General features: G+C 47.0%; 27 protein-coding genes and 1 tRNA gene. 5 read left to right on the top strand and 23 right to left on the bottom strand.

Annotated features, from left to right (window positions below; all coding sequences use genetic code 11):
- Positions 1-34 precede the first annotated feature (34 nt).
- From JNUCC22_RS04630 to queG, 10 genes are all read right to left on the bottom strand, one after another.
- Entirely contained in the window at positions 35-700 is a 666-nt protein-coding gene (locus tag JNUCC22_RS04630; RefSeq protein WP_007610259.1) for an HlyD family secretion protein, read from the bottom strand.
- 36 nt (positions 701-736) lie between these two features.
- Positions 737-1,201, bottom strand: coding sequence for a MarR family transcriptional regulator (locus tag JNUCC22_RS04625; RefSeq protein WP_003155389.1), 465 nt, complete (start codon positions 1,199-1,201; stop codon positions 737-739).
- 180 nt (positions 1,202-1,381) lie between these two features.
- Positions 1,382-2,566 (bottom strand): sporulation protein YhbH, encoded by a 1,185-nt coding sequence (gene yhbH, locus JNUCC22_RS04620; protein WP_007408433.1) that lies wholly within the window; start codon positions 2,564-2,566, stop codon positions 1,382-1,384.
- A 190-nt stretch (positions 2,567-2,756) separates the two neighbouring features.
- Positions 2,757-4,652: a serine/threonine protein kinase PrkA gene (gene prkA, locus JNUCC22_RS04615; RefSeq protein ID WP_216062164.1), complete on the bottom strand. Its 1,896-nt coding sequence runs from the start codon at positions 4,650-4,652 to the stop codon at positions 2,757-2,759.
- Positions 4,653-5,010: 358 nt separating this feature from the next.
- Entirely contained in the window at positions 5,011-5,721 is a 711-nt protein-coding gene (locus JNUCC22_RS04610) for a hypothetical protein (RefSeq protein ID WP_060562068.1), read from the bottom strand.
- 11 nt (positions 5,722-5,732) lie between these two features.
- Positions 5,733-6,443 carry a polymer-forming cytoskeletal protein gene (locus JNUCC22_RS04605; RefSeq protein ID WP_150941086.1) on the bottom strand — a complete coding sequence of 237 codons (711 nt, stop codon included), beginning with the start codon at positions 6,441-6,443 and terminating at the stop codon, positions 5,733-5,735.
- Entirely contained in the window at positions 6,434-7,066 is a 633-nt protein-coding gene (locus tag JNUCC22_RS04600) for a YhbD family protein (RefSeq protein WP_015417094.1), read from the bottom strand. Before JNUCC22_RS04600 ends, JNUCC22_RS04605 begins: the two co-directional genes overlap by 10 nt.
- A gap of 136 nt (positions 7,067-7,202) precedes the next feature.
- On the bottom strand, positions 7,203-7,685 hold the full coding sequence (gene trmL, locus JNUCC22_RS04595; RefSeq protein WP_007610253.1) for a tRNA (uridine(34)/cytosine(34)/5-carboxymethylaminomethyluridine(34)-2'-O)-methyltransferase TrmL: 483 nt from the start codon (positions 7,683-7,685) through the stop codon (positions 7,203-7,205).
- A 36-nt stretch (positions 7,686-7,721) separates the two neighbouring features.
- Positions 7,722-8,633, bottom strand: coding sequence for an amidase domain-containing protein (locus JNUCC22_RS04590; RefSeq protein WP_216062163.1), 912 nt, complete (start codon positions 8,631-8,633; stop codon positions 7,722-7,724).
- A gap of 75 nt (positions 8,634-8,708) precedes the next feature.
- Positions 8,709-9,869, bottom strand: coding sequence for a tRNA epoxyqueuosine(34) reductase QueG (gene queG, locus JNUCC22_RS04585; RefSeq protein WP_015239452.1), 1,161 nt, complete (start codon positions 9,867-9,869; stop codon positions 8,709-8,711).
- Positions 9,870-9,953: 84 nt separating this feature from the next.
- Between queG and JNUCC22_RS04580 the strand changes: the two genes are divergently transcribed.
- Positions 9,954-10,577, top strand: coding sequence for a hypothetical protein (locus tag JNUCC22_RS04580; protein ID WP_015239451.1), 624 nt, complete (start codon positions 9,954-9,956; stop codon positions 10,575-10,577).
- An 89-nt stretch (positions 10,578-10,666) separates the two neighbouring features.
- On the opposite strand, the gene JNUCC22_RS04575 is transcribed toward JNUCC22_RS04580, so the two are convergent.
- Positions 10,667-10,740, bottom strand: a tRNA-Gly gene (locus JNUCC22_RS04575).
- 190 nt (positions 10,741-10,930) lie between these two features.
- Between JNUCC22_RS04575 and JNUCC22_RS04570 the strand changes: the two genes are divergently transcribed.
- Both JNUCC22_RS04570 and JNUCC22_RS04565 read left to right on the top strand, forming a co-directional pair.
- Entirely contained in the window at positions 10,931-11,134 is a 204-nt protein-coding gene (locus JNUCC22_RS04570; protein WP_003155407.1) for a helix-turn-helix transcriptional regulator, read from the top strand.
- Entirely contained in the window at positions 11,131-11,598 is a 468-nt protein-coding gene (locus tag JNUCC22_RS04565) for a hypothetical protein (RefSeq protein ID WP_012117138.1), read from the top strand. The genes JNUCC22_RS04570 and JNUCC22_RS04565 overlap by 4 nt, the downstream gene beginning before the upstream one ends.
- A 20-nt stretch (positions 11,599-11,618) precedes the next feature.
- Here the strand turns inward: JNUCC22_RS04565 and rpsN are convergent, their stop codons facing one another.
- The 6 genes from rpsN to JNUCC22_RS04535 form a co-directional block, all read right to left on the bottom strand.
- A complete protein-coding gene (gene rpsN / locus JNUCC22_RS04560; protein ID WP_015239450.1) occupies positions 11,619-11,888 on the bottom strand; it encodes a 30S ribosomal protein S14 in 270 nt (89 codons plus the stop codon).
- A 174-nt stretch (positions 11,889-12,062) separates the two neighbouring features.
- Positions 12,063-13,199 (bottom strand): FMNH2-dependent alkanesulfonate monooxygenase, encoded by a 1,137-nt coding sequence (gene ssuD, locus JNUCC22_RS04555; protein ID WP_072588928.1) that lies wholly within the window; start codon positions 13,197-13,199, stop codon positions 12,063-12,065.
- A 24-nt stretch (positions 13,200-13,223) separates the two neighbouring features.
- Positions 13,224-14,057, bottom strand: coding sequence for an ABC transporter permease (locus JNUCC22_RS04550; RefSeq protein WP_052827200.1), 834 nt, complete (start codon positions 14,055-14,057; stop codon positions 13,224-13,226).
- The gene (locus JNUCC22_RS04545; RefSeq protein ID WP_216062162.1) at positions 14,057-15,046 is read right to left on the bottom strand and encodes an aliphatic sulfonate ABC transporter substrate-binding protein; all 990 of its coding nucleotides are present in this window, start codon (positions 15,044-15,046) and stop codon (positions 14,057-14,059) included. Before JNUCC22_RS04545 ends, JNUCC22_RS04550 begins: the two co-directional genes overlap by 1 nt.
- A gap of 15 nt (positions 15,047-15,061) precedes the next feature.
- Positions 15,062-15,829 carry an ABC transporter ATP-binding protein gene (locus JNUCC22_RS04540; protein ID WP_216062161.1) on the bottom strand — a complete coding sequence of 256 codons (768 nt, stop codon included), beginning with the start codon at positions 15,827-15,829 and terminating at the stop codon, positions 15,062-15,064.
- Between the two features lie 222 nt (positions 15,830-16,051).
- Entirely contained in the window at positions 16,052-16,987 is a 936-nt protein-coding gene (locus JNUCC22_RS04535) for an amidohydrolase family protein (RefSeq protein WP_216062160.1), read from the bottom strand.
- Between the two features lie 256 nt (positions 16,988-17,243).
- On the opposite strand from JNUCC22_RS04535, the gene katA reads away from it, so the two are divergent.
- The gene (gene katA, locus JNUCC22_RS04530) at positions 17,244-18,689 is read left to right on the top strand and encodes a catalase KatA (protein WP_003155420.1); all 1,446 of its coding nucleotides are present in this window, start codon (positions 17,244-17,246) and stop codon (positions 18,687-18,689) included.
- A gap of 71 nt (positions 18,690-18,760) precedes the next feature.
- Here the strand turns inward: katA and JNUCC22_RS04525 are convergent, their stop codons facing one another.
- The 6 genes from JNUCC22_RS04525 to JNUCC22_RS04500 form a co-directional block, all read right to left on the bottom strand.
- Positions 18,761-19,726, bottom strand: a complete 966-nt coding sequence (locus JNUCC22_RS04525) for an ABC transporter ATP-binding protein (RefSeq protein WP_025284458.1) — start codon at positions 19,724-19,726, stop codon at positions 18,761-18,763.
- Positions 19,719-20,705, bottom strand: a complete 987-nt coding sequence (locus JNUCC22_RS04520) for an ABC transporter ATP-binding protein (RefSeq protein WP_216062159.1) — start codon at positions 20,703-20,705, stop codon at positions 19,719-19,721. Before JNUCC22_RS04520 ends, JNUCC22_RS04525 begins: the two co-directional genes overlap by 8 nt.
- Positions 20,702-21,607 carry an oligopeptide ABC transporter permease gene (opp4C, locus tag JNUCC22_RS04515; RefSeq protein ID WP_014417251.1) on the bottom strand — a complete coding sequence of 302 codons (906 nt, stop codon included), beginning with the start codon at positions 21,605-21,607 and terminating at the stop codon, positions 20,702-20,704. Before opp4C ends, JNUCC22_RS04520 begins: the two co-directional genes overlap by 4 nt.
- A gap of 12 nt (positions 21,608-21,619) precedes the next feature.
- Entirely contained in the window at positions 21,620-22,576 is a 957-nt protein-coding gene (locus JNUCC22_RS04510; protein ID WP_007408412.1) for an ABC transporter permease, read from the bottom strand.
- 68 nt (positions 22,577-22,644) lie between these two features.
- Complete coding sequence (locus JNUCC22_RS04505) at positions 22,645-24,366, bottom strand: ABC transporter substrate-binding protein (protein ID WP_061046942.1); 1,722 nt, start codon at positions 24,364-24,366, stop codon at positions 22,645-22,647.
- A gap of 2 nt (positions 24,367-24,368) precedes the next feature.
- Complete coding sequence (locus tag JNUCC22_RS04500; protein ID WP_216062158.1) at positions 24,369-24,548, bottom strand: FbpB family small basic protein; 180 nt, start codon at positions 24,546-24,548, stop codon at positions 24,369-24,371.
- A gap of 259 nt (positions 24,549-24,807) precedes the next feature.
- Here JNUCC22_RS04500 and JNUCC22_RS04495 point away from each other — a divergent pair, with 259 nt between their 5' ends.
- On the top strand, positions 24,808-26,163 hold the full coding sequence (locus tag JNUCC22_RS04495) for an FAD-binding oxidoreductase (RefSeq protein WP_042635701.1): 1,356 nt from the start codon (positions 24,808-24,810) through the stop codon (positions 26,161-26,163).
- Positions 26,164-26,185 lie beyond the last annotated feature (22 nt).

The raw sequence follows: 26,185 nt of genomic DNA, 5'->3' as shown, positions 1-26,185 counted from the left end.
CAACCTCCCTTCATGGTTTGATGACTGATCTGTATTATTCAGAGATTTTTACAGATGCGTTCATACCAGGAAGCACCTTGTCAGATGGGTTGCTGAGTGAAATTTTAACAGGAACTTTTTGCGTTACTTTTGTGTAGTTGCCGCTTGAGTTTGAAGAAGGCAGCATATCAAATGTTGAATTTGTCGCATAACCGATTTCTTCTACTGTTCCGTCAAATGTTGTATTAGGGTCGCCGTCAACAATTACGTCTACTTTGTTTCCTACTTCAATGTCTCTAATGTCTGTTTCTTTAATGTTTGCAGTGATGTAAAGGTGTTTCATGTCAATTTCCTGGGCAATTGTCGTACCGGCTTGCACCATTTGGCCGTTTTTCACTTCGTTTTTCACGATTGTTCCATCCATGATGGCTTTTACGTCAGCATTTTGCTGTCCTTTGATTTTTGCAACAACGTCGTTTTTGCTTACTTCTTTCCCCTCATCAAGGTTCCAGTCAGTTACTTTACCCGCAGCAGGAGCTGTGATAGCAGCCATGTCGCCGGCAACTTTTGCTTCATCGGTTTTTACATAGTGTGTGCTTTGATAATAGTAGTAAGCACCTCCGCCTATAATTGCAAGAACAACAATCAAACCGATAATGTTGGTCAGAATTAAACGTCCTCTGTTCATTTTGTTTTCTCCTTTCGTTTCTTCCTCTATCATTTTGTGGAATGATGATAAAAATATGTGGGGATTTTTTTATTTTCCGTTTTTCACTGCACAGCCGTTTGCAAGCTTCGTTAAACTTTCCGCAAGCTTGCGCAGGTACTGCAGTTCAGCGGTATTGAGCTGCCGGTATAAGACCGCCGCTTTTTCGGCATATTGAACAGCAGCTTTCTTTAGAAGTTCTTCCCCCTCTTCGGTTAACTGAATCATAACAACACGCCGGTCGTCGTGATAGTCGCTCCGAACCATTAGGCGGCGCTTATACAGAATATCGGTCATTCTCGTGACAGACGCCGGTTTCAGATCAAGCGACAAAGCCAGCCTTGAAAGCTGCGTGCTTTTGCTCTTATGTATTTTGAACATCAGCAGATACTGCAGCACTGTAATATCAAAAGGTTCAAGAACTGTTTCCAGAATCATTTTCTGCTTTTTGTAAATCGATCTGGAAGTATCAAACAGTTGTTCAAAACTGAGCAAAGCGAGCTCTGATTCAATCACCGTATTTTCACCTCATTCCCTTAATAATAGTTCACAAGATAAAATATTAATAAATGAAAGAAGGTTTGTAAAGAGAAAAGTTTCATTTTTTAAGGATTTTTTTTATGCCGTTTTTTCTCTTTATTTTTAATTTAAAAAAGCCGGGTGAAGAACCGCGGCCGCACGATTCTTCACTCGGCTTTATATTTCATACGATGCTTTGCTTACACCGGCTTCCTCATTTTTAAAAAAGCTTTTCAGCGCTTGAAATACGTCTGATTTCTGTTTCAGGATGTAGTATTTAAATTTATCATCTTTGACATTTTTATAGGCGGACATGAGGGTGGAATGCCTGTTATATTGATTGACCTCACCGTAACAGAACAGGTTCGATTTTTTCATGATGTCATTGACGAGCTTTACGCACCGGGCGTTATCCGAAGTCAGGTTATCTCCGTCTGAAAAATGAAAGGGATAGATATTGTAGCGGGCGGGGTCATATTTTTCATCAATTAATTCAAGAGACTTCCGGTAAACGGAGGAACAGATGGTGCCCCCGCTCTCGCCTTTCGAGAAAAAATCTTCTTCGGACACGACCTTCGCTTCCGTATGGTGGGCGATAAATTCGATATCAACCGTTTCATACTTTGTCCGTAAAAATCGTGTCATCCAAAAAAAGAAGCTCCTCGCCATATACTTTTCCCATACGCCCATCGAACCGCTTGTATCCATCATCGCTAAAACGACAGCTTTCGATTCCGGCTTCGTCACATCATTCCATGTTTTGTATTTCAGATCTTCCGGATAAATAGGGTAAAACGACGGCTTGCCTGTCATGGCGTTTCGTTTATAGGCCGACAGCATCGTCCTTTTCTTATCAATATTCCCTGTCAGCCCGGTTTTCCGGATATCATTGAACTCGATATCGGTATGGACGATATTGTCCCTTTCCTTTTGCTGCAGATTCGGCAGTTCTAATTCCTGAAACAGCGCTTCTTCCAGATCCATCAATGAAACTTCCGCTTCATAATAATCCTCGCCTGCCTGATCGCCTGCTCCCTGGCCTTTTCCAGCACCCTGCTTTTTATCTGCGCCGTCTCTTGCGACGACATCGCCGACTTCGCTGTCGCCGTCGCCTTGGCCGACATGTTTATTTTTATCATAGTTATAACGGATTTTATATTCATCAAGCGAACGAATCGGGATTTTCACGACATCTTTTCCGTTGGACATAATAATGCTTTCCTCAGTGACAAGATCCGGAAGGTTGTTTTTTATCGCTTCCTGTACTTTCTTTTGGTGGCGCTGCTGGTCGTCAAAGCCTTTGCGATGGAGGGACCAGTCTTCCTCTGAAATCAAAAAATTTCCGCTGTCATTACGGGACATGAATTCCCCTCCTTAACCGTTATGGTCGTTTTACATGTGTATTCCGGCTTGGTCCTGTTTATGAAACAAGTCCGGCGAAAAGATTTATTTTTATCTTATGCCGGCCGGACTCTCCAATTGACAAACAATTGCGAAAAACAGACAAAAGAACCCGTCCTTTTACAGACGGGCCTCTCAATGAAATCAAACATCAGCGGTTTAACAAGCTTCCGACATATTTCAGCAGTTCATTAGCGCTTGTCGAATTATAGCCGTGTTCATCTATTAACCTTGCCACTACCTCATTGACCTTTTTAAGCTGCTGTTCATCCGGCGTTTTGGTGGAGGTCGTAATTTTCACCACATCTTTTAAGTCTGCGAACAGCTTTTTCTGAATCGCTTCGCGGAGTCTTTCGTGCGAATTATAGTCAAAGCGTTTTCCTTTTCTTGCATAGGCGGATATGCGGATTAAGATTTCTTCGCGGAACGCTTTTTTCGCGTTTTCTGAAATGCCGATCTGCTCTTCAATGGATCTCATCAGTTTTTCGTCAGGATTCATTTCTTCACCCGTCAGCGGATCGCGGAGCTTATTTTTATTGCAGTACGCTTCCACATTATCTAAATAATTGTCCATGAGAGTTTTCGCGGATTCTTCATATGAATAGACGAACGCCTTCTGCACTTCTTTTTTAGCGATGTCATCGTACTCTTTCCTGGCGGCGGAAATAAAATTCATATACCGCTCTTTGTCCTCGGCGGAGATGGACGGATGCTGGTCAAGTCCTTCTTTTAAGGAACGCAGCACGTCAAGCGAATTGATCGATTCCATATTTTTTCTGATAATTGTTGAGGAAATGCGGTTGATGACATAGCGCGGGTCAATTCCGCTCATTCCTTCATCATGGAATTCCTTCTTCATATCCTCAAGATCAACGGAATTGTAACCTTCAACGCTTTCTCCGTCATAAAGCCTCATTTTTTTGACGAGATCAATATCAGAGCGGTTCGGTTCCTTCAGCCGGGTCAAAATAGAAAACATCGCGGCCACTTTTAATGTATGGGGGGCGATGTGTACGTCAGAAACATCACTTTCAGAAATCATTTTTTCATAAATCCGTTCTTCCTCTGACACCTTTAAATTATAAGGAACAGGCATCACGATGATCCTTGAGTGAAGGGCTTCATTTTTCTTATTGGCAATAAACGAGCGGTACTCCGTTTCGTTCGTATGCGCAACAACCAATTCGTCGGCTGAGATGAGCGCAAACCGTCCGGCTTTGAAATTCCCTTCCTGCGTGAGTGACAGAAGGTGCCACAGAAATTTTTCATCGCATTTCAGCATTTCCTGAAACTCCATCATTCCGCGGTTCGCTTTATTTAATTCACCGTCAAACCGATAAGCGCGCGGATCTGATTCTGAGCCGTATTCGGCAATCGTTGAAAAATCAATACTCCCCGTCAAGTCGGCGATATCCTGTGATTTCGGGTCAGACGGGCTGAAGGTTCCGATTCCGGTACGTTTATCCTCCGAGAAGAATATACGTTCAACCTTTACATCCTCAATTCTGCCGCCGTACTCTTCTTCAAGCCGCATGACATTAAGCGGAGAAAGGCTGCCCTCAATTCTGATGCCGTATTCTCTGTAGAAGTCGTCGCGCAGATGATGGGGAATGAGATGGAGAGGATCTTCATGCATCGGGCAGCCTTTAATGGCGTAAACAGCGCCGTTGTCTGTCAATGAGTAGGCTTCAAGCCCTTTTTTCAGCATGGTGACAAGAGTTGACTTTCCGCCGCTGACGGGTCCCATCAATAGTAAAATCCGTTTTCTTACATCGAGCCGCTTGGCAGCCGGGTGAAAGTATTCCTCCACGAGCCGTTCCAGAGATTCCTCAAGGCCGAACAGCTCCCGCGAGAAAAAGCTGTATGTCTTTTTACCGTCATCCTCCTCGATTCCGCTGTCTTTTATCATATTAAAAACGCGAGAATGAGCAGACTGCGCGACCAATGGATTTTCTTTTATCATCTCCAAATAATCAGCGAACGTCCCTTCCCATTTGAGACGCTGCTCTTCCTCTCTGTACTTTTCAATTTTCTTTAATATATCCATAAGAACCTCCTCTATCATGGTTAATGCACTAGAAATAAGGTACTTTGTTACAATCTATGCGGTGACGTGATAATACATGCTTTTCGTTTCTTAAAAATAAAGACGTTACAAGGCCGTCATTGACAAGGGTCCGGTGCACCGTTCATAATGAAAGAAATACAGTTTCATCCAGACTCGGACATCAAATGGAAAAGCAAAGAGGAGGAGAAATGATGAAAACGATCATTTTACTTGGGGTCATTCTCACTTTTTTAGTATCCATTTTTACGGCGGGTTACGACAGCAAACCTGAAAACAAATAACGGCAAAAGGGTGCTCTTTATAAAGAGCACCCTTTCCTATACAACATAACAATGTTTCATATTTGAATATGTTCTTGGACAGTTGATTTTTCATGAGATTTGCAGCTTGTTTGATACTCGATTTTTCCGATTTTGCAGCCCGGGCCGATTTCCACATGCTTTCCTCTGACGATGTCCGCTTCCGTGTATTCGAGGTAAATTGCGTCTCCTTCGATCAATTCAGCAGAAAGCGTGCCGGCTTTCCGTTTAAGAAAACCGGGTTTCCGTCTGACGGTGATCGATGTGCCGCCGATTTCTTTCACGCGGCTTCGGTCATAACGCAAATGGATGTTTACGTCCCCTGCGTTTAACAATCCCGCCACATTGATACATCCTGTTACATGAAGCAGCTCCGTCTCGCAATCGCCGCCGACGGTGAGACTGCCTTTTATATGACACCGCTCTCCCGCGGCCCCGCCGCCAATTTCAGCAAGTCCTTTCAGCCTCATCGTGGCGAAACGCATGGAGCCGCCGACTTTCAATGTGCCCATCACATTTGCTGAACGTGCTGATAAATCTCCTGCAACTTCATGCTCTCCGAAAATTTTCAGCCTGTTGATCTCGGCATCTCCGAGAAAAAGTCCCGTACCGAATATTCGGCAGCGTTCGCTTTGAAGTCCTTCGCCGACAGTTCCTTCCCCTTTAATGCTTACATTTTGGTAGGAGCCGCCGGAGGCGTGTCCGGCTCCGTACATTTTTAAATGACTCAATTTTTTTGTCGTTTCCATCGCAGTTCCTCCTATCGTTTCACGACTTTGTTAACCAAAGCGGAAGGATCACATGTAAAATCGCCGCTGTATTCCACAGTCCCAATGGTGCAGCCTGGGCCGATCCGTACATGATTTCCGCGGACTGTCTTCACGTTCGTGTCCGCCAATTCAATGATGTCACCTTCAATCAGCTCCGCTGTCAGCACCGGGGCCGGCATCAGCTTAAAACGCGTAAGCACGCTCTTTCTGCTCATCACTTTCAAATGGCGGCAGCCGATCTCTTTCACATGGCTTTCTCCCGCCGCCAGCTTAATACTGACTTCATCGGCATTCAGCAGGCCGCCGATCTTGCATTTGCCTTCCGAACGGAACGTCTCTGTCTCGCAATCGCCTTCAATCGCGGCTTTCCCGGATATGAAAATATCATCAGCTTTCACACCGCCGAAAGATGAAAATCCCGCGACGTTCAGCCGCTCCGTTTTGACATCACCTTTAATGACACCCGTTCCATTGATACGGATGGATTCAGCTTCGGCACTGCCGGAAATTTTCCCCGAACCGCTGATCGTCAGCGTTTGCGTCTTGACATGTCCGTCTGTTTTTCCGCTGCCGTTAAACAAAAAGCTCGCGCACTCCACATCACCTGACACCGTGCCGCTTCCGTTGATCTCCACTGTATGAAAACGGCCTCCTTTTGAACTTCCTGAACCGTTGATGATTAATTTATCTGTTACTTCCATTGATGGTCCTCCTGCATCCATTTCGTTTTTAATTCTTCCGATGCCGCAGCAAGCGCCACCCGTTCAACCACTTTGACAGTCGGTTCAAATAAAATATGTTCCGCGTCTGCAATGAAGCACGTCGTTACGCCAAGCTTTCGGAGCATGACAAGCTCCGTATTCGCTTTCAGTTCGGAAGCCTCATACGTTTTCAGCACCCCTGCCGCCAATTTTCCTTCCTCAAGGCTGATATTGCCCGATTGCAAAAGCCCTTCAAGCACATATAAAGACAGCAGCGCGCGGGACGTGAATGTCACACCGTCTTCGCCATAAACTTGCAGCGCGGCTTTTGAAATCAGTCCCTTTTGAAGCAGCTCCGCAGACGTTATATTGACATCAGTCATTTGCGGAGACAGCATTTCTCTCATTTCATCCAAAGACAGATTTTCTTTCATTTTCTGTATTTTTGAGATACGTTTTAATATTTCCGCTCTCGGAAAAAATGTTTCCTGGCCTGTAAATGTTGATTTTCGGATAAACCATTCTTCAGGAATTAAATTTTTCCGTTTCCAGCGGTACAGCTGCCCGTATGAGATTGATGTTTCTTCCAGCAATTCTTTTTTAGAAATCAGTTGTTCCTCCATGAATCCAGCTCCTTCGATGAAAGTATTGTAACATAACACTGTTACGTTGTTAAGCCTGAAATATAAAAATGCTGTGAACAGCTGCTGTCCGTCTTTTTTATTCAATAAAAAAACGCCCGGATGCGGGCGTTTTTTCTCACGTCAAATCTCTGTAATTTTGCTGGCGCAGCGCTTCATATACAAGAATCGCGGCCGTGTTGGACAGATTTAATGATCTCACATGCTCGGTCATCGGCAGACGCAGGCAGCGGTCCATATTGTTTTCGATTAATTCTTTCGGAAGTCCGCTCGTTTCTCTGCCGAATACGAAGAAAAAGTCTTCCTCCGTATTTGAGTAGTCAAATGATGTGTGCGGCTTTTGACCGAATTTTGTAATGAAGAAAAACTTTCCGTTCTCATATGCTTCAAATAACTCTTCCAATGAATCATGATATACGACGTTGACGAACTCCCAATAATCGAGTCCGGCGCGCTTCAGCATTTTATCATCGGTTGAGAATCCGAGCGGGCGGATCAAATGAAGCGTTGTGTCTGTTGCCGCACAAGTACGTGCGATATTTCCCGTATTGGCCGGGATTTCGGGTTGATATAAAACGACATGTAATGCCACGATGTTCACCTCTGTTTTTTATTCCGCCCACCATTATATCATTAATTACTCTTTTGTCGTATCATCCGTAATATGAAAAAACGCATATCTGATGGAAGGAGTATACGCCGTTGAATCCTCATATGACCAATATCTCATCCTGCTGTCATACGTTTGGGCATTGACGAGCGGCATATTGCTTTTATCTTTTGCGACCACGATCGCCGTATGATTAAAACGGCCGTCTCCTTCAAAATCATAGCAAATGATATCTCCGGGCATCAGTTCTTCAGCTCTTGATACTTGCACCGCGCGAAGCCCTGCCTTGGATTGGGCCAGATACATCTTCATCGAATGCGCGACCGTCCAGCTGTAGCTCCACGAGCTTGCCTTCATCCACCAGCCTGAGCCTCTGTTCGGATGCCCCCGCATCGGTGCTTTTCCGGCATGTAAACATTGGGAAATAAAATTGGTGCAGTTGTCGCTGAAATTTTTATAAGCGGGATTTCGTTTATTCCAAAACTTCTCCGCATACTGCACGGCAGCCAGACGGTCGTATTGAAACGCCCGCCCGAAATCTTCCCGTTCACTCCGCTCATATTCAATTACACTGTTTCCGTCAGAAAATCCCGCCGGTTTTTTCTTTACTTCCCGGTCTTTAATCAAAAGCCGATCATAGAGAAATGCAGTCCGTTCCTCAATCTGCTCTTCTAAGTAAAGGTGTCCGTCATGCTCCTTGCACAAATATTCGAAATGAATCGTGTACATGATGCATAACGTGCCGTCGTCCTCAAGGCTGCTTTTGACAATGACGGCTTTTGCCTTCGCTTTCACGATGTCAACTTTCCGTTTTTCAAACAGCTCTTTTTTTCTCGTCAGGACCTCAAGATCGCCGGGCTGCCCATTGTGCCTCATCTCGGTTCCGTTGATTAAATAATGAAGCCGGGCCTCCGCTAAATCTTCAATAATATGCTTCAAGCGCTCCACCCACCATACTGTTTTATAAAGAAAAACACTTGAACTCACGCCAAGTGCTTTTTCTCTATACATATGTCAGGACCGGCCGGTTTTAGTCTTATCAGAAACCGATAACAGCTCCAGTCCCTTTTCAATTTCCCGTATAGCTTCCTCATCCTGCTCCTTTTGAAGCGCTTTTTCTAATTCCCCCGCATAATCAGGATCACCGATTTTCCCGATGGCCCAGGCGGCCGTCCCTCTGATAACGGGGCGCGGATCTTGGTGCATCAAGGCCGTTAATTCCGGAAGAGACGAGGCATCTTTAAAATGAGCCAAAGCTAAAATCGCATTCCGCTGTATCGGCTTCTTGCCGCGCCATGATCCCGATACATGTCCGAATTTTTCTTTGAATTCGCGGTTGCTTATGGTCAAAAGCGGCTTTAACAGCGGCTTTGCGATTTCCGGATCAGGCTCCATCTGCGGATGAAGATGAAAATCTTTCCCCTTATTAATCGGACAGACCGTCTGGCACGTGTCACAGCCATACAGACGGTTTCCGATTTTCGTGCGGAACTCATCCGGCAAAAATCCCTTTGTCTGGGTCAGGAACGAAATACAGCGCTGGGCGTTAAGCTGTCCGGGATTGACGAGTGCGCCGGTCGGACACGCGTCTAAACATTTTGTGCACGTACCGCACATATCTTCAATCGGCACATCCGGTTCAAAGGGCAGATTGGTGATCATTTCAGCCAGATAGACGTAAGAGCCGTATTCAGGCGTGGTGATCATGCAGTTTTTGGCGCTGAAGCCGATTCCCGCCCGTTCAGCCACGGCCCTGTCGGACAATTCTCCTGTATCCACCATTGACTTCGTGCGGATATCCTCATGTTTGCTTTGGAGAAAATTCTCCAGCAGATCAAGCTTTTCCCTCAGCACGTCATGATAATCCTTCCCCCAGGAAGCTCTGCAAAAAATGCCGCGCCGCCCGTCCCTCGTGCTCCTCGGCGCATCTTTCATTTTGGAAGGATACGCAAGGGCGATGGCGACGATTGATTTGGCTTTCGGGAGAAGCAAAGACGGAGTAACCCGTTTTTCAATATCCGGCTCTTCAAAACCGGATAAATAGCCGAGTGATTCCTGAAGAATCAGCCGGTCCCGCAGACTGTCGAACGTATCAGCCGTCGTAAACCCGATTTTGTCGACTCCGATGCTTTTGGCGTATTCGATTAATTCCTCTTTCAGTTTATGAATATTCATTTTTTGCACAGCCTCCTTTCTTTGTGATCAGGCTCCCGCACAGGTATAATAGAGTTTTATCATCCCGAAATGGAGTGAACACACTTGAACATCAGTTTAGATCCACTTATTGCTGAACGGGTGCCGGGGATCAAAGCGGCAGCCGTCTTATATGAACAGATCGAAGTCGGGCCTGCTCCGCAAATGCTGAAAGGCCGCCTCCGTTTATTTCAAGAATCTCTTTACTTTGATTATGCTGACGGCGGTATAGAAGAGCAGCCTTTTGTAAAAGAGTGGGCGCGTATAATGGAACAGCTCAGTCCCGCCTTTTCAGGACAAAAAACGCCGATGGAGCTTATGCTCGGCGATATTTCCCGGGAACGATTCATTGAAAGTGTGAATTCAGCCCATGATACCATACTTTTTTTCTCCTTGAAATATTCATTGCCTATCATGGCGTATGACGCCGCAGAAATAGATGAACCGATTTCGATTACGATCGGAGAAAAAGAAAGCGTACTGTCTTTCTCCGGCCCGGACGGCGTTTTCGGCGACTTCACCGGACATATCAATACACGCCCTGTCACGCCCGGCACAAGGAAAATGCTGCAGCTGATCTTTTTCCCGCCTTCATTTCATGCCGACGCGGCGGATGAGCTGCTATCATCCTTAACAAAAATGTTTGAACAAATTCACGGAGGCACGCATACCGTCTCTTGGCTTTCATAAAAAGACACGCCTTCGTGTCTTTTTTCACATAAAAAAACGCAATACTTCGTTTATCAGAGAAACGAAACACTGCGTTAATAACGTATGTATGGAGCGGGTGATGAGAATCGAACTCACGACATCAGCTTGGAAGGCTGAGGTTTTACCACTAAACTACACCCGCATTAAAATTATTTTTTGTCAGTACCGATTTGATGTTTCTAATATTACATGTTTATTTTTTTTTCGTCAAGGGAATGTTAAAAAATTTGTCGAAAAAAATTCTTTTTTTGTCCACATGTTAAGTTGGGTTTACATTTTGTTAAGAGTCTCATACAATATAAAAAAGAAGAAAACTTGAGGTACGCCTGATGATGAAAAATAAAGTAAAAGAGCTGAGAGCCAGATTCGGCTATTCTCAGGAAACGCTCGGAAAAGAAGCCGGAGCCACCAGACAGACGATTGCAGCGATTGAAAAAGGAGATTATGTGCCTTCACTTTTATTGGCGCTTAACATCTGCCGGGCTTTCTCCCTGCCGATGGAGGAAGTTTTCTGGCTGGAGGAGGAGAAAAAATGAGTTTGAAAAGAAAAGCGTGTTTTCACCTTGCACTCTACGGATTGGCCTGCTGGACACTTATTTCCTTTATGGAAGCGGCGCCGCGGATCGCTCAGTTTTTCCAAACGGAGGGGAGCGGTTCATTTGAGCTGAATATCACGCCGTTTCTGCTGTTTACCGTTTGTGCCGCATTGTATATCTATGCCGAAAAGAAAAAACGGAACGGCAAAAAGCACAGGCTTGTGCCCGATGAATTTGAGGAACAGGATGAAAGAGAACGAATGATGACGGCTAAAGCTTGCCGTTCCTCGTATATCGCCGTTTACTTCTCATTGCCGGCCGCAGCCGTTCTGCTTTTGTTTTATCCGCTGATTCAGCCGCATCTACCCTTTTTTCCGATTCTTTTGATTTTCATTCTGATGATGATTCAGCATTTGGCTTATGTTTTCACTTTTCATAAGCACGGCAAAAACTCCGGTTCATGACAGATCCGGAGTTTTTTACATTACCAGCTCGCTTTTTTCACCCCGGGAATCCGGCCTTTATGCGCCAGCTCCCTGAATGCGATTCTGGACAATTTAAATTTTCTCATATATCCGCGGGGCCGCCCCGTCACCGTACAGCGGTTATGAAGCCTGGCCGGAGCAGAATCACGCGGCAGTTTGCCCAGCGCTTCCCAGTCTCCTTTTGCCTTTAATTCTCTTCGGATGTCCGCATATTGTTCAACAAGCTTCTGCCGCTTGAGCTCTTTGATCACTTTTGATTTTTTTGCCATTTCAGCACTCCTAACAAATCGTAATAATTACGTTTTGTATCATATCATCCATATGAGTATCGTGCAAGCTAAGCGCTTAAAAAGGCGGGTGAATACCCGCCTTCACTGCCGGCATTTCCCCGGAAATGAATCCGCAGAAAGCGCCCGCCGTCAATTATTCGCCTTGCGACGTCATCAGACTTTCGCTTTCTTTCCTCTTGCAAAATGGTCGTTGCCCATTGCTTCACCCAGTCTGCGCTCAAGCTTTTTAGTCCGTTCATTCTGAAACGGCAGAAGCGGAAACACGAGTTCAGCCAGATAATAAGCTTCTTCCAGATGCGGGTAGCCTGAAAAGATAAACGTCTCAATGCCGAGTGCCTGATACTCTAAAATTCGAGCAGCGACAGTCTGCGGATCACCGACAAGCGCCGTGCCCGCTCCGCCTCTGACCAGTCCGATGCCGGCCCAGAGATTCGGGCTGATCTCAAGCTTCGAGCGGTCACCGTTATGGAGATCGGCCATCCGTTTTTGTCCCGAAGAATCAGCCCGCCGGAGCGAAGCCTGCGCTTTCGCAATCGTCTCTTCGTCTAAATGGCTGATTAATCGTTCAGCCGCTTCCCATGCCTCTTCCTCAGTCTCCCGGACAATCACGTGAAGTCTGATGCCAAAACGCATCGTCCTTCCTTCCTTGGCAGCCTGTTTTTTAACAGTTTCAATCTTTTCTTTTACCTGCTCCGGCGGCTCTCCCCATGTTAAATAGACATCTGTATGTTTCGCCGCAGCCTCAATTCCCGCCTGTGATGAACCGCCGAAATATAATGGCGGATGCGGAGACTGCTTTGGCGGAAACAGCAGATTGCTGTTTTCCACTTTGATATGGTCCCCTTCATATGTCACCGTTTCGCCCCGCATGAGTCCGCGCCAGACGGTTAAAAATTCTTCAGTCGCCTTATAACGTTCATCGTGGCTGATAAACATGCCGTCTCCCGCCAGTTCATAAGGATCTCCGCCCGCTACGACATTTACGAGCAAACGGCCGTCTGACAGCCGATCCATTGTCGACGCCATTCTCGCGGCGACAGACGGCTGCATCAGTCCCGGACGGACCGCCACTAAAAATTTCAAGTCACTCGTTTCCCCCGCTAAAGCGGCAGCCGTCAGCCACGGGTCTTCACATGATCTCCCCGTCGGCAGCAGAACCCCCGTATACCCGAGTCTGTCCGCCGCCTGTGCCACTTGCTTAAAATAAAGATGATCCGCCGTTCTCCCTCCCGTTTGCGTCCCTAAATACCGGCCGTCACCATGCGTCGGAATAAACCAAAGAATCTCCATATGAATCTCTCCTTTTTTAATAGGTTACCCTTCATAACTGTTCCGCCATTTTAATAGTTTCCGTTCGAGCATTCTGACCAATGCATCTGTCAGCTTGCCGACAGCCGCAAAAATGATAATGCCGACAAACACCTTATTTGTCTGTGAAAATTGTCTGGCATCCATAATCATATAACCGACGCCCTCGCTCGATCCCATCAGTTCCGCCACCACGAGACCGAGCCACGCAATGCCTAGAGAGAGCCTGATGCCGAGAAGGATATTCGGCAGAGATGCCGGAAGAATTAATTTCGTCATCTGCTGATACCAGTTAAATTCCAGCACCCGCGCGACGTCAAACAGCTTCGCGTCCACACTGCGGATTCCGAGAAACGTATTAATGTACACGGGGAAAAATGCCCCTAATGCGATCAGCAGAATTTTTGATGTCTCATCAAACCCGAACCACAAAATAAACAGAGGAGTCACGGCCAAGTGCGGAACCGTTCTGAGCATTTGCAGAGACGGATCTAGATATGCTTCCGTCCGCTTTGAGAAACCGACCAGCAGCCCGAAAACAAGTCCGAGGCCCGCGCCAAGCAGAAATCCGGCAGCCGCCCTGTATAAACTGATCTCTAAATGACCCCACAGTTCACCTGAAAGAAGAAGTTCCTGAAACGTCTGCAAGATGACGACAGGTGACGGGAGCACCGTTGTCGAGACGATGCCCAGACTTGCGATAACCTGCCATACTGCGATGACCGCAGCCGGGAGTACAACCCCTTTCATCCATTGGTATGAATACTTCCGGGAAGTTGCCAGAGCTTTCTTTTCTGATTGGCTTATTGCGCCGGCAGCCGTTGATGCTTCTGCTTTCATTACTTGCCATCCCCCGTTTCAAGCGCTTTTTTAATAAATGAATTGTCGACAACGTCTTTTACATTAATTTTCTTATGAATCGCTTTTGTTTGATATTGAAAATCAGCGGTTTCCTGCTGGGCTTTGACAATATCATCATTGATCGGTTCATTGAGAGGCTCAGTATTGTTAAGCACGTTTCTGACGACTTTCGGATCAAGATGTTTGATTTTCGCATATAAGGAGACAGCTTCATCTTTGTGTTCCTTTTGCCATGCAACTGCTTTATTGAACACTTTCAGAAATCGGACAACCTCATCCGGGTGTTCTTTGGAAAATCCCGTTCTGACTAACGTGAAACCGGGAGAATATAAATCTGTGCTTTCTCCGTTCGCCAATATTTCCGCCCCGTGCTGCAGCGTTTCAATCGACAAATACGGCTCCCAAATGGACCATGCGTCAACTGATTTGTTTTCAAAAGCGGAAACCGCCTCATCAGGCTGAAGCTGGATGATGGTGACGTCATCGGCGGAAAGCCCCGCTTTATCTAAAGCTTTATAGAGAAAATCAAAGCCGCTGCTGCCTTTGGCTACAGCGATTTTTTTACCTTTCAATTCTTTCAGGCTCTGAATCCCGCTGCCCTTGTTTACGAGAATGCCATTTGCCTTTAACCCGTCCTGAGACAGCCCGATCTCTTTAAAATCAATTCCAGCCGCCTGACCGGAAATGACCGGTGAATTGCCGACCTGGGAAAAATCAAGCTTATCGGCGGCAAGACCTTCAAACTGCGGAGGACCGCTTTGGAATTCGACCCATTTTACTTTTATTCCGTCTTTTTTGAAGGCCTCTTCAAACCAGCCTTTTTCCTTGGCAATGAGAAGCGGGCTTAAACTCTGCTGGATGCCGATCCGGATTTCTTTCACCGTTTTCCCGCTCCCTCCTGTCCTGTCTGCACTGCATCCGGCTGACATCATGACTGCTGCGGCTAAAAGAATGATGATTTTTTTCACTTCACTTCGTCCCTTCTATATCCCGGACCCATCCGCAAACCGGAGGTCTTCCGTTTTCTCAAACTCAGAAAGCACCTTCTGCCGGACGGCCTGAAAATCCGCTGACGTCCGATTGCGCGGATGCGGAAGCTGAATCGGCATCAGGCTGTGCAGCCGGCCGGGCTTTGCCCTGAGGATCGCCAGCTTATCGCCTAAATAGACGGATTCATCAATATCATGCGTGACCAGAATCATCGTCGTATTTTTCTCGCGCCATATATCAAGCAGCACATCCTGCAAATGTTTTCTCGTAAAAGCGTCAAGCGCCCCGAACGGTTCATCTAAAAGCAGCACCTCCGGCTCGCGCAAAAGGGCTCTGGCGATGGCAACCCGCTGCGACATGCCGCCGGATAATTCGCGCGGATAAGCGTTCTCCGCTCCCTGCAGCCTGACAACCTCAATCAGATCATCCACTTTTTTCCGAATGGCCGGGTCGTTCATATTGAGATCGGCAGCGATGTTTTGTTTTACCGTCAGCCAGGGAAACAGCCGGTGCTCCTGAAAGATAAATCCCTGCCGGATGCCCGGTCCCGATACATTGCGGCCGTTTATTGTGACAGAGCCTTTATAATCGGTATCAAGACCGGCAATCAATTTTAAAAGCGTGCTTTTGCCGCATCCGCTCGGCCCGATGACAGTCAAAAATTCTCCCGATGCAATTGACAGCTCAATATCATTCAGCACCGGCGTTTTCCGGCCTTCATGCTCAAAAGCTTTTTCTTGTATGCTGATGGTTACAGCCATCTGTCTTCCCCTCTCTTTCAGCCGCGTGCGATCGAAAAACAAAAAGGCCCCCATCTCCGATTGCTTGCAGAGATGGGAGCCTTCGGCGGTCCGATCGGCAACCCGTTTGTTTTTAAATTTGAATATCATGTTAATTCAAATTATTCCGACTTGTCAACTGTTTTTTATAAGGATTAAAATACGCCCTCCGGCATAACCCTGCCAGAGAGCGCATCGGCTGTATCACGTATTTACTTCCTTTTCTTGGCGGGCGATTTTCAATAATGTCCGCGCGTTGTTGCCGAAAATGTTCTCTATATCTTCTTCCCGCATATTGATTTCCCGGCAGGTCCTCACCTGCTCCTGAAGATATCTGTATACATATCCTCTCGGAAATCCGTTCGAATCCGTCCCGAAGATGATCCGTTCAGCACCGATTAATTCAGATGTCTTCCGAAACAGAATTTCCAAATCAAGCGGGTACGGCATCCACCTCATCCACTGATTTGAGCCGGACGTGTCAATATACACATTCGGGCAGCTCCAGCACAGCTGCAGCAGTTCCTGATAATATCCGGCGCCGAAATGCGGAATGATGAACGGGATATCAGCATACTCTCTCGCGACGCGACAGATGGAGAGCGGGTTGATGTTGCGATGGCTGACAATGCCCCCCGCTCTTCCTAAAAGCCCGAAGTGAATTAATACAGGCAGCCTTTTGTCAGCTAAATACGTCCACAGCTTTTTCAGCGACGGATCATGAAAATCGATGTCTGTCAGCGGCCCGAACAGTTTATATCCTTTCAGACCGAGCCCTTCTACCGCTCTTTTCAGCTCTTCATACGCATCCTCCCGCTCCAAAGGATGATATGCAAATCCGGTAAATCTCGCGGGATTGGCTTGAATAAACGCCGCCATCCGGTCATTGCTCTCTGCTGTTAAAAAATTCAGCACGTCAATGCCGTACTTATCTAATTCATTCTCCCATCTTGTCATCAAAGCGATTTCGCCGTCATCGCCCTCAACATCATGCGGATCAGGAAAATCCCAAGTCAGATTCATTCTATCTGACCGCTCCCGGTTATAATCGGAAAATGTCTTATCGTTTTTGCCGAAATAAAGGCTGTACGGCAGATGACCGTGAATATCGACAGGTTTAAAATGCTGCCGGAAAAGCATACAATCGCCGCCTCCCTTACCGCCTGACAATATAAAAAGGCCCTTATCCAGTGAAGAATAAGAGCCTCTTGTGTCCAAGTCAGCGGTTTCTATTTTTTTCTCATCTTAAACCCATTATTCCCGTCAGTCAAGTATGCTTTCAAATCCAAACCCTTTTTCGATAATACAAATAATTATTTTATAATCATTATAAAATAATATTGACTTTTTAATGATAGGTGATATTATGTTTTTATAAATCTAAAGAGGTGATCACATGAGTTCAAATAAATTGACAACCAGCTGGGGCGCTCCTGTCGGAGATAACCAAAACTCAATGACGGCCGGCGATCGCGGTCCTGCTTTAATACAAGACGTCCATCTGCTTGAGAAATTGGCGCACTTTAACAGAGAACGCGTTCCCGAGCGTGTCGTTCACGCAAAAGGCGCGGGCGCACACGGTTATTTTGAAGTCACAAATGACGTTACAAAATATACGAAAGCCGCATTTCTGTCAGAAGTCGGTAAACGCACGCCGCTCTTCATCCGTTTCTCAACCGTTGCGGGCGAACTGGGCTCTAGTGACACAGTGCGCGACCCGCGCGGATTTGCCGTTAAGTTTTATACAGAAGAAGGAAACTACGACATCGTCGGAAACAATACACCCGTGTTCTTCATCCGCGATGCCATCAAGTTCCCTGACTTTATCCATACACAAAAAAGAGATCCGAGAACACATCTGAAAAACCCGACGGCCGTTTGGGATTTCTGGTCTCTGTCACCGGAATCCCTGCACCAGGTCACCATTCTGATGTCAGACCGGGGCATTCCGGCGACTCTTCGCCATATGCACGGATTCGGAAGCCATACATTTAAATGGACAAATGATAAAGGCGAAGGCGTCTGGATCAAATATCACTTTAAAACAGAGCAAGGCGTGAAAAACCTTGATGTTAATACAGCCGCAAAAATCGCGGGCGAAAATCCCGATTACCATACGGAAGATTTGTTCAATGCGATTGAAAACGGCGATTTCCCCGCATGGAAATTATATGTTCAAATCATGCCGTTAGAAGACGCAAACACATATCGCTTTGATCCGTTTGACGTCACAAAAGTATGGTCTCAAAAAGACTATCCGCTCATTGAAGTCGGCCGCATGGTTCTGAACCGCAATCCGGAAAATTACTTTGCGGAAGTAGAACAGGCGACGTTCTCTCCCGGCACATTAGTCCCCGGCGTCGACGTCTCACCTGACAAAATGCTTCAAGGCCGGTTGTTCGCATACCATGACGCGCATCGCTACCGTGTCGGCGCGAACCATCAGGCGCTGCCGATCAACCGTTCCCGCAATGAAGTGAAAAACTATCAGCGTGACGGACAAATGCGTTTTGATGATAACGGCGGCCGCTCTGTCTATTACGAGCCTAACAGCTTCGGCGGCCCGAAAGAGTCACCTGAAGATAAACAGGCGGCATATCCTGTATCAGGTTTCGCTGACAGTGTAAGCTATAATCATCATGATCATTACACACAAGCCGGCGACCTGTACCGCCTGATGAGCGAAGAAGAGCGCGCGCGCCTTGTCGCCAATATCGTCAGTGCGATGAAACCTGTGGAAAAAGAAGAAATTAAGCTGCGCCAGATCGGCCACTTCTACAAAGCTGATCCTGAATACGGCAGACGCGTTGCCGAAGGACTCGGACTGCCATCACCAAAATAACATCAAAAAACCTGCCGGTCTGCCCGGCAGGTTTTTCCTGTTTATTATCAATAAAACCGTTTTTTTCTCAATTATACGAAGTGGCATGCCGCAAAATGATGAAGCCCTTTTTCTGACAGCGCCGGACTTTTCTCAGCACATATCTTCTTGGCTGCCGGGCATCTCGTTCGGAATTTACAGCCTGAAGGCGGATCAGAGGGGCTCGGTATATCACCCTTTAAAATTATCCGCTCCCTTTTCGCTCCGGGATCAGGAACAGGCACGGCTGATAACAGCGCTTTCGTATAAGGGTGAAGCGGCCGTGAAAAGAGCTCCTCCTTTGACGCGTATTCCACAATCGTCCCTAAATACATAATGGCGACCTTCGTACATAAGTGCTCCACCACGCTTAAATCATGAGAAATGAACAAATATGACAGCCCGTGCTGTTTTTGAAGGCTGCTGAACAAATTGATCATCTGCGCCTGGATGGAGACATCTAACGCCGCCACGGGTTCATCCATAATGATAAATTGCGGCTTGAGCGCCATCGCTCTTGCAATCACGATCCGCTGCCGCTGCCCTCCGGAAAATTCATGCGGATAACGGTCGATAAAGTTTGCGGAAAGGCCGCAGGCTTCAAGAACTTCCGCCGCTTTATCACGCGCGTTCCGTTTTACCGCCAATTGATGCTCGATCATCGCTTCACCAATGGCTTCTCCGATCCGGCGCCGGGGATTTAAAGAACTGAACGGATCTTGAAAGATGAGCTGCGCTTCTGATCTGAAAGTTTTGAGCTCGCGCCGGCTCATCCGAAACACATCACGCCCCTGAAAAAACACCTCTCCCGCTGTTTTTTCATGAAGCCTCAAAATGGTCTTGCCGATTGATGACTTTCCGCTGCCCGATTCTCCCGCTAAGCCGAACACTTCTCCCTTTTCTATCGTAAAACTGACACCGTCAACCGCTTTTACGGGATTTTTGCGGGTCTTTCTCATCCCCCCATGCTCCTCGTAATATTTTTTCAGCCCCTTGACCTCCAGCAACACATCACTCATCTGCTTTCTCCTCTCTGTAAAGCCAGCACGCCGACTGATGCCCCTTCCCGAATTCAGTAAAATGCGGGCTCGATTTCCGGCATATTTCCGTGCTGTGTTCACATCGCTCCGCAAAATAACAAGACGATCCCGACAGGTCCGCAAGCTCGGGGACCTGCCCCGGAATGGTGTACAGCATCTCCCTTCTTTGACCGATAACCGGCTTGGCCGCGAGCAGCCCTTTCGTATACGGATGCTTCGGATCAGAAAACAGCTTTGCAACCGGTCCTTCCTCCACAATTTTTCCCGCATACATGACAATCACATAATCAGCCATTTCAGCAACCACGCCAAGGTCATGAGTAATGAATAAAATAGACATGCGAAATTGCTTTTTCATATCCCGCAATAAATCCAATATCTGCGCCTGAATGGTTACGTCAAGCGCTGTCGTCGGCTCGTCGGCAATGATCAGTTTCGGTTCGCAGCTTAGCGCGACAGCCGTCATGATGCGCTGCAGCATGCCGCCGCTCAGTTCATGAGGATATTGGTGCATAACCTGCTCGGCATGCGGGATCTCCACTAACGTGATCAGTTCAACGGCCCTCCGCCATGCTTCTTTCTTACTCAGCAATAAATGTTCGCGAATCGGTTCGGCCAGCTGCTCACCGATTGTAAACACCGGATTCAAAGATGTCATCGGTTCCTGAAATATCATCCCGATTTCGCTGCCGCGGATTTTCTGCATGTCTTTTGGTTTCAATTCCAACAGGTTCCGTCCGGAAAAATGCACCGCTCCCCGTTCGATTCTCCCCGTCTCGGGAATAAGCTGCATAATGGACAATGACGCCATGCTTTTCCCGCAGCCGGACTCCCCTACAATACAAACCGTTTCCTCCTCATGTATCGTAAAGCTGACATCGTCCACGGCCTTTACCGCCCCCTCCTCTGTATAAAAAGCCGTTTCCAAATGCATCACTTCTAAAAGCGGTTTTTTCATTTCATTTTCACCTGCCGTTTTACCTTAGGATCAAAAGCGTCTCTTAAACCGTCTCCAAGAAGATGAATCGCCACAACGGTCAGAAAAATGGCCGTTCCCGGCGGAATCCACAGCCACGGACGGAGTGTAAAATCCATAAAATGATTCGCCGCTTCCATCATGTTTCCCCAAGAAGGTGTCGGCGGAGCAACGCCAAGCCCGAGAAAACTCAGCGCCGATTCACTCAGCATCGCTCCCGCCACATGCAAAGTCGCCGCTACCAGTAATAACGGCAATGTATTGGGAAGCAAATGATAGAGGATTTTCCGTTTATCACTAAGCCCCAAAACTTCCGCGGCCATCATAAACGGCTGCTCCTTCAGCGACAAAATCTGTCCGCGTACAAGCCGCGCCAGACCGGGCCATCCGATCAGGCTTAACATCATCATAATCAGGTACATCCTGTATTCAGAAGGCACTTTCCACTCCGACATCACCGCAGCCAAAATCAAAAGCAGCGGCAGGCCCGGGATGGACATGAGCATATCAGCGATGCGCATAATGATCATATCAGCGGCTCCCCGATAAAATCCGGCCGCAGCCCCGAGTAAAGAACCGATGACAAGCGACAGCACCATTGAAGCAAGCCCCACGGTCAGAGAAATCTGCCCCGCCAGCATCAGCCTCGTCAGCACATCTCTCCCGTACTGGTCAGTTCCCAGCCAATGATGGATTCCCGGCTGCTGATTGGCATTTGAAATATCCGTCCGATCTGTTATGTACGGAGAAAAAGACGGCCCGATAAAGCACAATAAAAACATAAAACATAAGAAAAGAAGACTGATGACCGTCAGCTTATGCTGCAGCAGGCGGCGGTACGTCTGCTTCCAAAGAGAAGGCGGCACCCCTTTTTGTTTTTTCATTCCGAACACCCCCTATTTCAGCCTGACCCGCGGATCAACCGCGGCATAAGCGATATCCGCCAAGAAGTTCCCCACAATCGTTAAACAAGACAAAAACAAGGTAAACGCCATCAAAACCGGATAATCACGATAATGCACAGATTCCAGCTGAATACGTCCGACACCCGGCCACCCGAAAATCTGTTCAATAATGATGGCTCCGGAAAACAGTCCCGGCAGTTCAAAAGCAAGCAGGGTGATGGCCGGAATGAGCGCGTTTTTCAACGCATGTTTCCAGATGACGGTGCGCTCTTTCAATCCCTTCGCTCTCGCCGTTCTGATATAATCCTGTCTGATCACGTCCAGCATGCCGGAGCGGAAATACCTTGTCAGCGAGCCGATGCCGAGCATAGATAAAATCACGACCGGAAGAATCATATGTCTGGCGGCTTCAAGCACGTACGAAAAACCTGTACTCGTGCTTCCGGTATCAATCATCCCGCCGACGGGCAATATTTTCAAATCCACCCCAAACCACTTAATAAACAGAAGGCTGATAAAAAAAGACGGGAACGCCATGGAAGCAAAAACAAGAAACGTCACGATCCCGTCAAACCATGAGTATTTCCTGACAGCGGATATGACACCCGTTATCATCGCGGCTGACCATGTGACAAGCAACGCCAAAAATGCGACAAAAAACGAATTCCAGACATATTTCCGAAGCAGTGACAGGACGTTCTCCTGATATTTCAAAGAAAACCCAAAATCTCCGCTGAGCACATTTCCGAGCCATGTCACATAGCGCTGCCAAATCGGCTGATCCAGCCCGTAAAGCGCTTTTAACTCCTGCGCTCTTTCAGGAGTCAGGTTTACATTGGAATCAATATAGTCGCCCGGCAGCATGGCGAATAAGAAAAAAATAATAAAGGACGTACCAAATAAGATCACAAGCATTTGAATGAATCGTTCTGCGGCATACCGTTTCACAAAAAGCCCCTCCTTTCCGCTGAAAGGGCAAAATCCCCAGGATGCACCGGGTATTTTGCCCAACCGTTCTATTGAATTGAGACATTTGAGAGACTTGAACTGATTCCAGAATAATTGTCAGGCTCAAGCCCTTTTATTTTTCCGCTGACCGCCCTTGCGCTCTGACGGTAATGAATCAGAATGTAAGGCGGGTTTTCCCCGAGCTCCCGGTACAGCTGGTGATAAATCTCTTTTCTTTCGCTGATATCAAGCGTGCCGGCTCCTTTCTCTATCAGCCGGTCCGCTTTCGGATTGGAATACCCCGTTACATTATTGGGATGGCCGGAAGCCAGCTTTTCCACCGTGTCATTCGGATCAAGAATCTGCGAGGTGGAAACGGCGGCAAGGTCATATTGTTTGTCATTTATTTTCGCTACTTCTGTATTAAAATCCATCACTTCCGGTTTTAATGAGATTCCGATGTCCGCGTAATTTTCTTTCGCGATCGGGATAAAATCATCATCCGCTTTAGACGTGTAATAGCTGATTTCAAGCTTTTTGCCGTTTTTTTCACGTACACCGTCTTTGCCCGTTTTCCAGCCTGCTTCATCGAGAAGCTTTCTGGCTTTTTCAGGGTTAAACGCGTACCGATTGACATCTTTGTCATCATAAGCCCACGAAACCGGAGACACCGGCACATTCGCGACTTCTCCGTAGCGTTTAAAGCGGACATCGACGATTTTTTGACGGTCAAGTCCGTAAATAAGCGCCTGGGACACTTTCTTATCTCGAAAAGGCGGACGCTTGTGATTGACGTACACAAGCCCGTAATCATTCACGACAGATACGCTTATATTAGCAAAACCGAGACTTTTTAAATGCTGAACCGTATCATCATCAGGTGAGAAAGAAGCGTAATCAAGGTCACCCGTTTCAAACAGCTGAAGGGAAGTTGACGGATCGATAATTTTATAAATCAGCTTTTCCGTTTTCGGTTTTCCTGCATAATAGTGTTCATTAGCCTGATAGCGTATTTCCTGTCCCGGAAGGTATTCTGTAAATTGATAAGGTCCCGCTCCGAGCGGTTTGGCATAAAGCTCTTTTAAATAGTCCAGTTTGCCGAATTGATATTTCTTCCCGTAGTAGGCTTCTGACAGCACCTGCCCTCCCAAAAGAAGCAGCGACTTCGCACTGACTTTCTCAGTCGTGATTTGAATGGTTCTGTCATCAAGGACGCGAATGCCCTCTATCGTCTTTGCCTTTCCTTCTTTGTATGCCTTACCGCCTTTAATATAGGCCGTGGTGATATCTTCATAGCCCGCGTATGCAGGATCATGCAGCAGTGTTAAAGTGAATGCGGCATCCTTTGCGGTCAGCGGTGAACCGTCGCTGAAAACGAGATTTTTTCTTAAACGGAACGTGTATGTAAGCTGATCTTTGGAAATTTTCCAGCTTTCCGCAAGAGCCGGGGCAGGCTTCCCCGTTTTATCCAGTTTGACTAACGGTTCAAAAATAGGATCTGTCGCATTTCCGTCCCAGCCGTTTTCGTAAAAGTACGGCAGAAACACGCCGCCCGGCGCGGAAATCCCAGCAACAAAAGTGTCAGTTCTGGCTTTCGATTTAGCGGGAATCGCCGCCGGATGAGAAGCTTTAAATTCCTTTGTCTTGACATGGGCAATACGTGTTTCTTCCTTTTTATCCGCCGCAGATGACGGTTCTTCTCCGGCACTCCCGAACGCGCACCCTGATAACATGATGGATACCGACAGCGCGAGTACCGTTGTTTTTATCCTCCATTTTCTCTCCTTCATCTTTATCGAACCCCCGCATGCTTTTCATCTATCTTTATATAAATCTGCTCCATCTGTTCCTCATTTCTCATAATCTCCCGTTTGTTTTTCTCTACAAGCAGTTCGAAATTCAATGTGTGTTTTCTGTACTTTTTTCGTTTTTTGCTCTTTTTGCGCACATGTGATACCTTTTTTAACTCCACTTTTCATCCCTCCGCTTTTCATTTCATTCAATGACTTTCACGCAAAAAAGGCCCTTATCTGTTTAAAAGATAAGAGCCTTCGGTGATCCGATCAGCCATTGTTTGGAAATATGTAATGATTATGTTAATTCATACATTCCCTACCTGTCAACTACAATTTAAAATATCGTTTCCTTCCGGGGGTTTTCCTCATACACTCTCTCATTTTTCCGCATATGCTAGAAAACATAGCAGATTACAAGTGAAAGTGAGTGAGAATGTGGAAAAGACAACATTGACCGGTCGCATCGTCAAAAAAGATGACCCGGACTATAATGCTGCGAGAACCAATATCAATTTAAGCCTGCAAAGATATCCAGACATCATTGTGTTTTGTCAAAACAAACATGACGCCCTCAATGCGGTGAGATGGGCGCGTGAGAACAATGTGCCTTTCCGTATCAGAGGCGGAAGACACAGCTACGAAAACTTTTCCCTGTTAAATGACGGACTAGTCATTGATCTCAGTGAAATGAAGAAAATAAGAGTAAATGAGGATAAGCGGCTGGTCTCGATTGAAGCGGGAGCCGAATTGGGGGAAGTCTACCGCACACTCTGGCGGTACGGCTTGACCCTTCCTGCGGGAACCATTGCGAATGTGGGAATCACGGGGCTGACGCTCGGGGGAGGAATCGGATATTTAACAAGGACAGCCGGACTTACTTGCGATCGTCTCCTCCAGCTCGAAATGATCATAGCGGACGAAAAAGCGGGTGCTGACTTGATCACAGTCAACCGTTCAAAGCACTCTGATCTATTTTGGGCGTCTCAGGGAGGAGGGGGAGGCAACTTCGGCATTGTCACATCCATGATGTTTAAAGCCGTGCCGATCTCGTGCGTGTCTGTTTTTTCTGTCACTTGGGGCTGGGATGATTTTGAGGAAGTATTTAACACATGGCAGCGCTGGGCTCCATTTACAGACAACCGGCTTACCTCATCAATTCAGTTTTGGCCTAAGGAAGTCAACCGCATAGAAGCGCTCGGTCAATTTACCGGGACAAAGGATGAGCTGAAAGAACTGCTGGCTCCGTTAATGAAAGCGGGAAAACCGGCAAGCGGCATGGTCAAGACAGTGCCATTTATTAAAGCGGCAACCTTTTTTAACAGCCCGGGAGGCAATCAGCCACAAAAGATGAAGCGGTCAGGATCCTTTATTGAAAAACCATTATCAACACGCGCGATTTCCACTTTAAAGCGCTATTTAGAGCACGCTCCGAACGAAAACGCCAGTGTGTGGCAGCAATCTCTCGGCGGGGCGGCCGGACGGATCGCTCCGGACCAAACGGCATTCTACTATCGCAACGCAATCATTGCCCAAGAATATATTACAACTTGGACATCTGCTGAAGAAGAAAGACAAAATGTCCGCTGGATCGAAGGACTGAGAACGTCCCTATCAAGAGAAACGATGGGAGATTACGTGAATTGGCCTGATAGAGAAATCAGAAACTGGCTGCAAACGTATTACGGAGAAAATGTTCACCGCCTCCGTCAAGTCAAAACGAAATATGATCCGGAAAATATATTCCGCTTCGAGCAGAGCATTCCGCCGCTTCGCCGTTCACCGTTTTTCTAAAAAAGATGAAGATGGGCAAACT

The sequence above is a fragment of the Bacillus sp. JNUCC-22 genome (genome assembly GCF_018861275.1).
In the GTDB taxonomy this organism is placed as follows: Bacteria; Bacillota; Bacilli; order Bacillales; family Bacillaceae; genus Bacillus; species Bacillus velezensis.
This window is presented reverse-complemented; position numbering and strand designations above follow the sequence as displayed.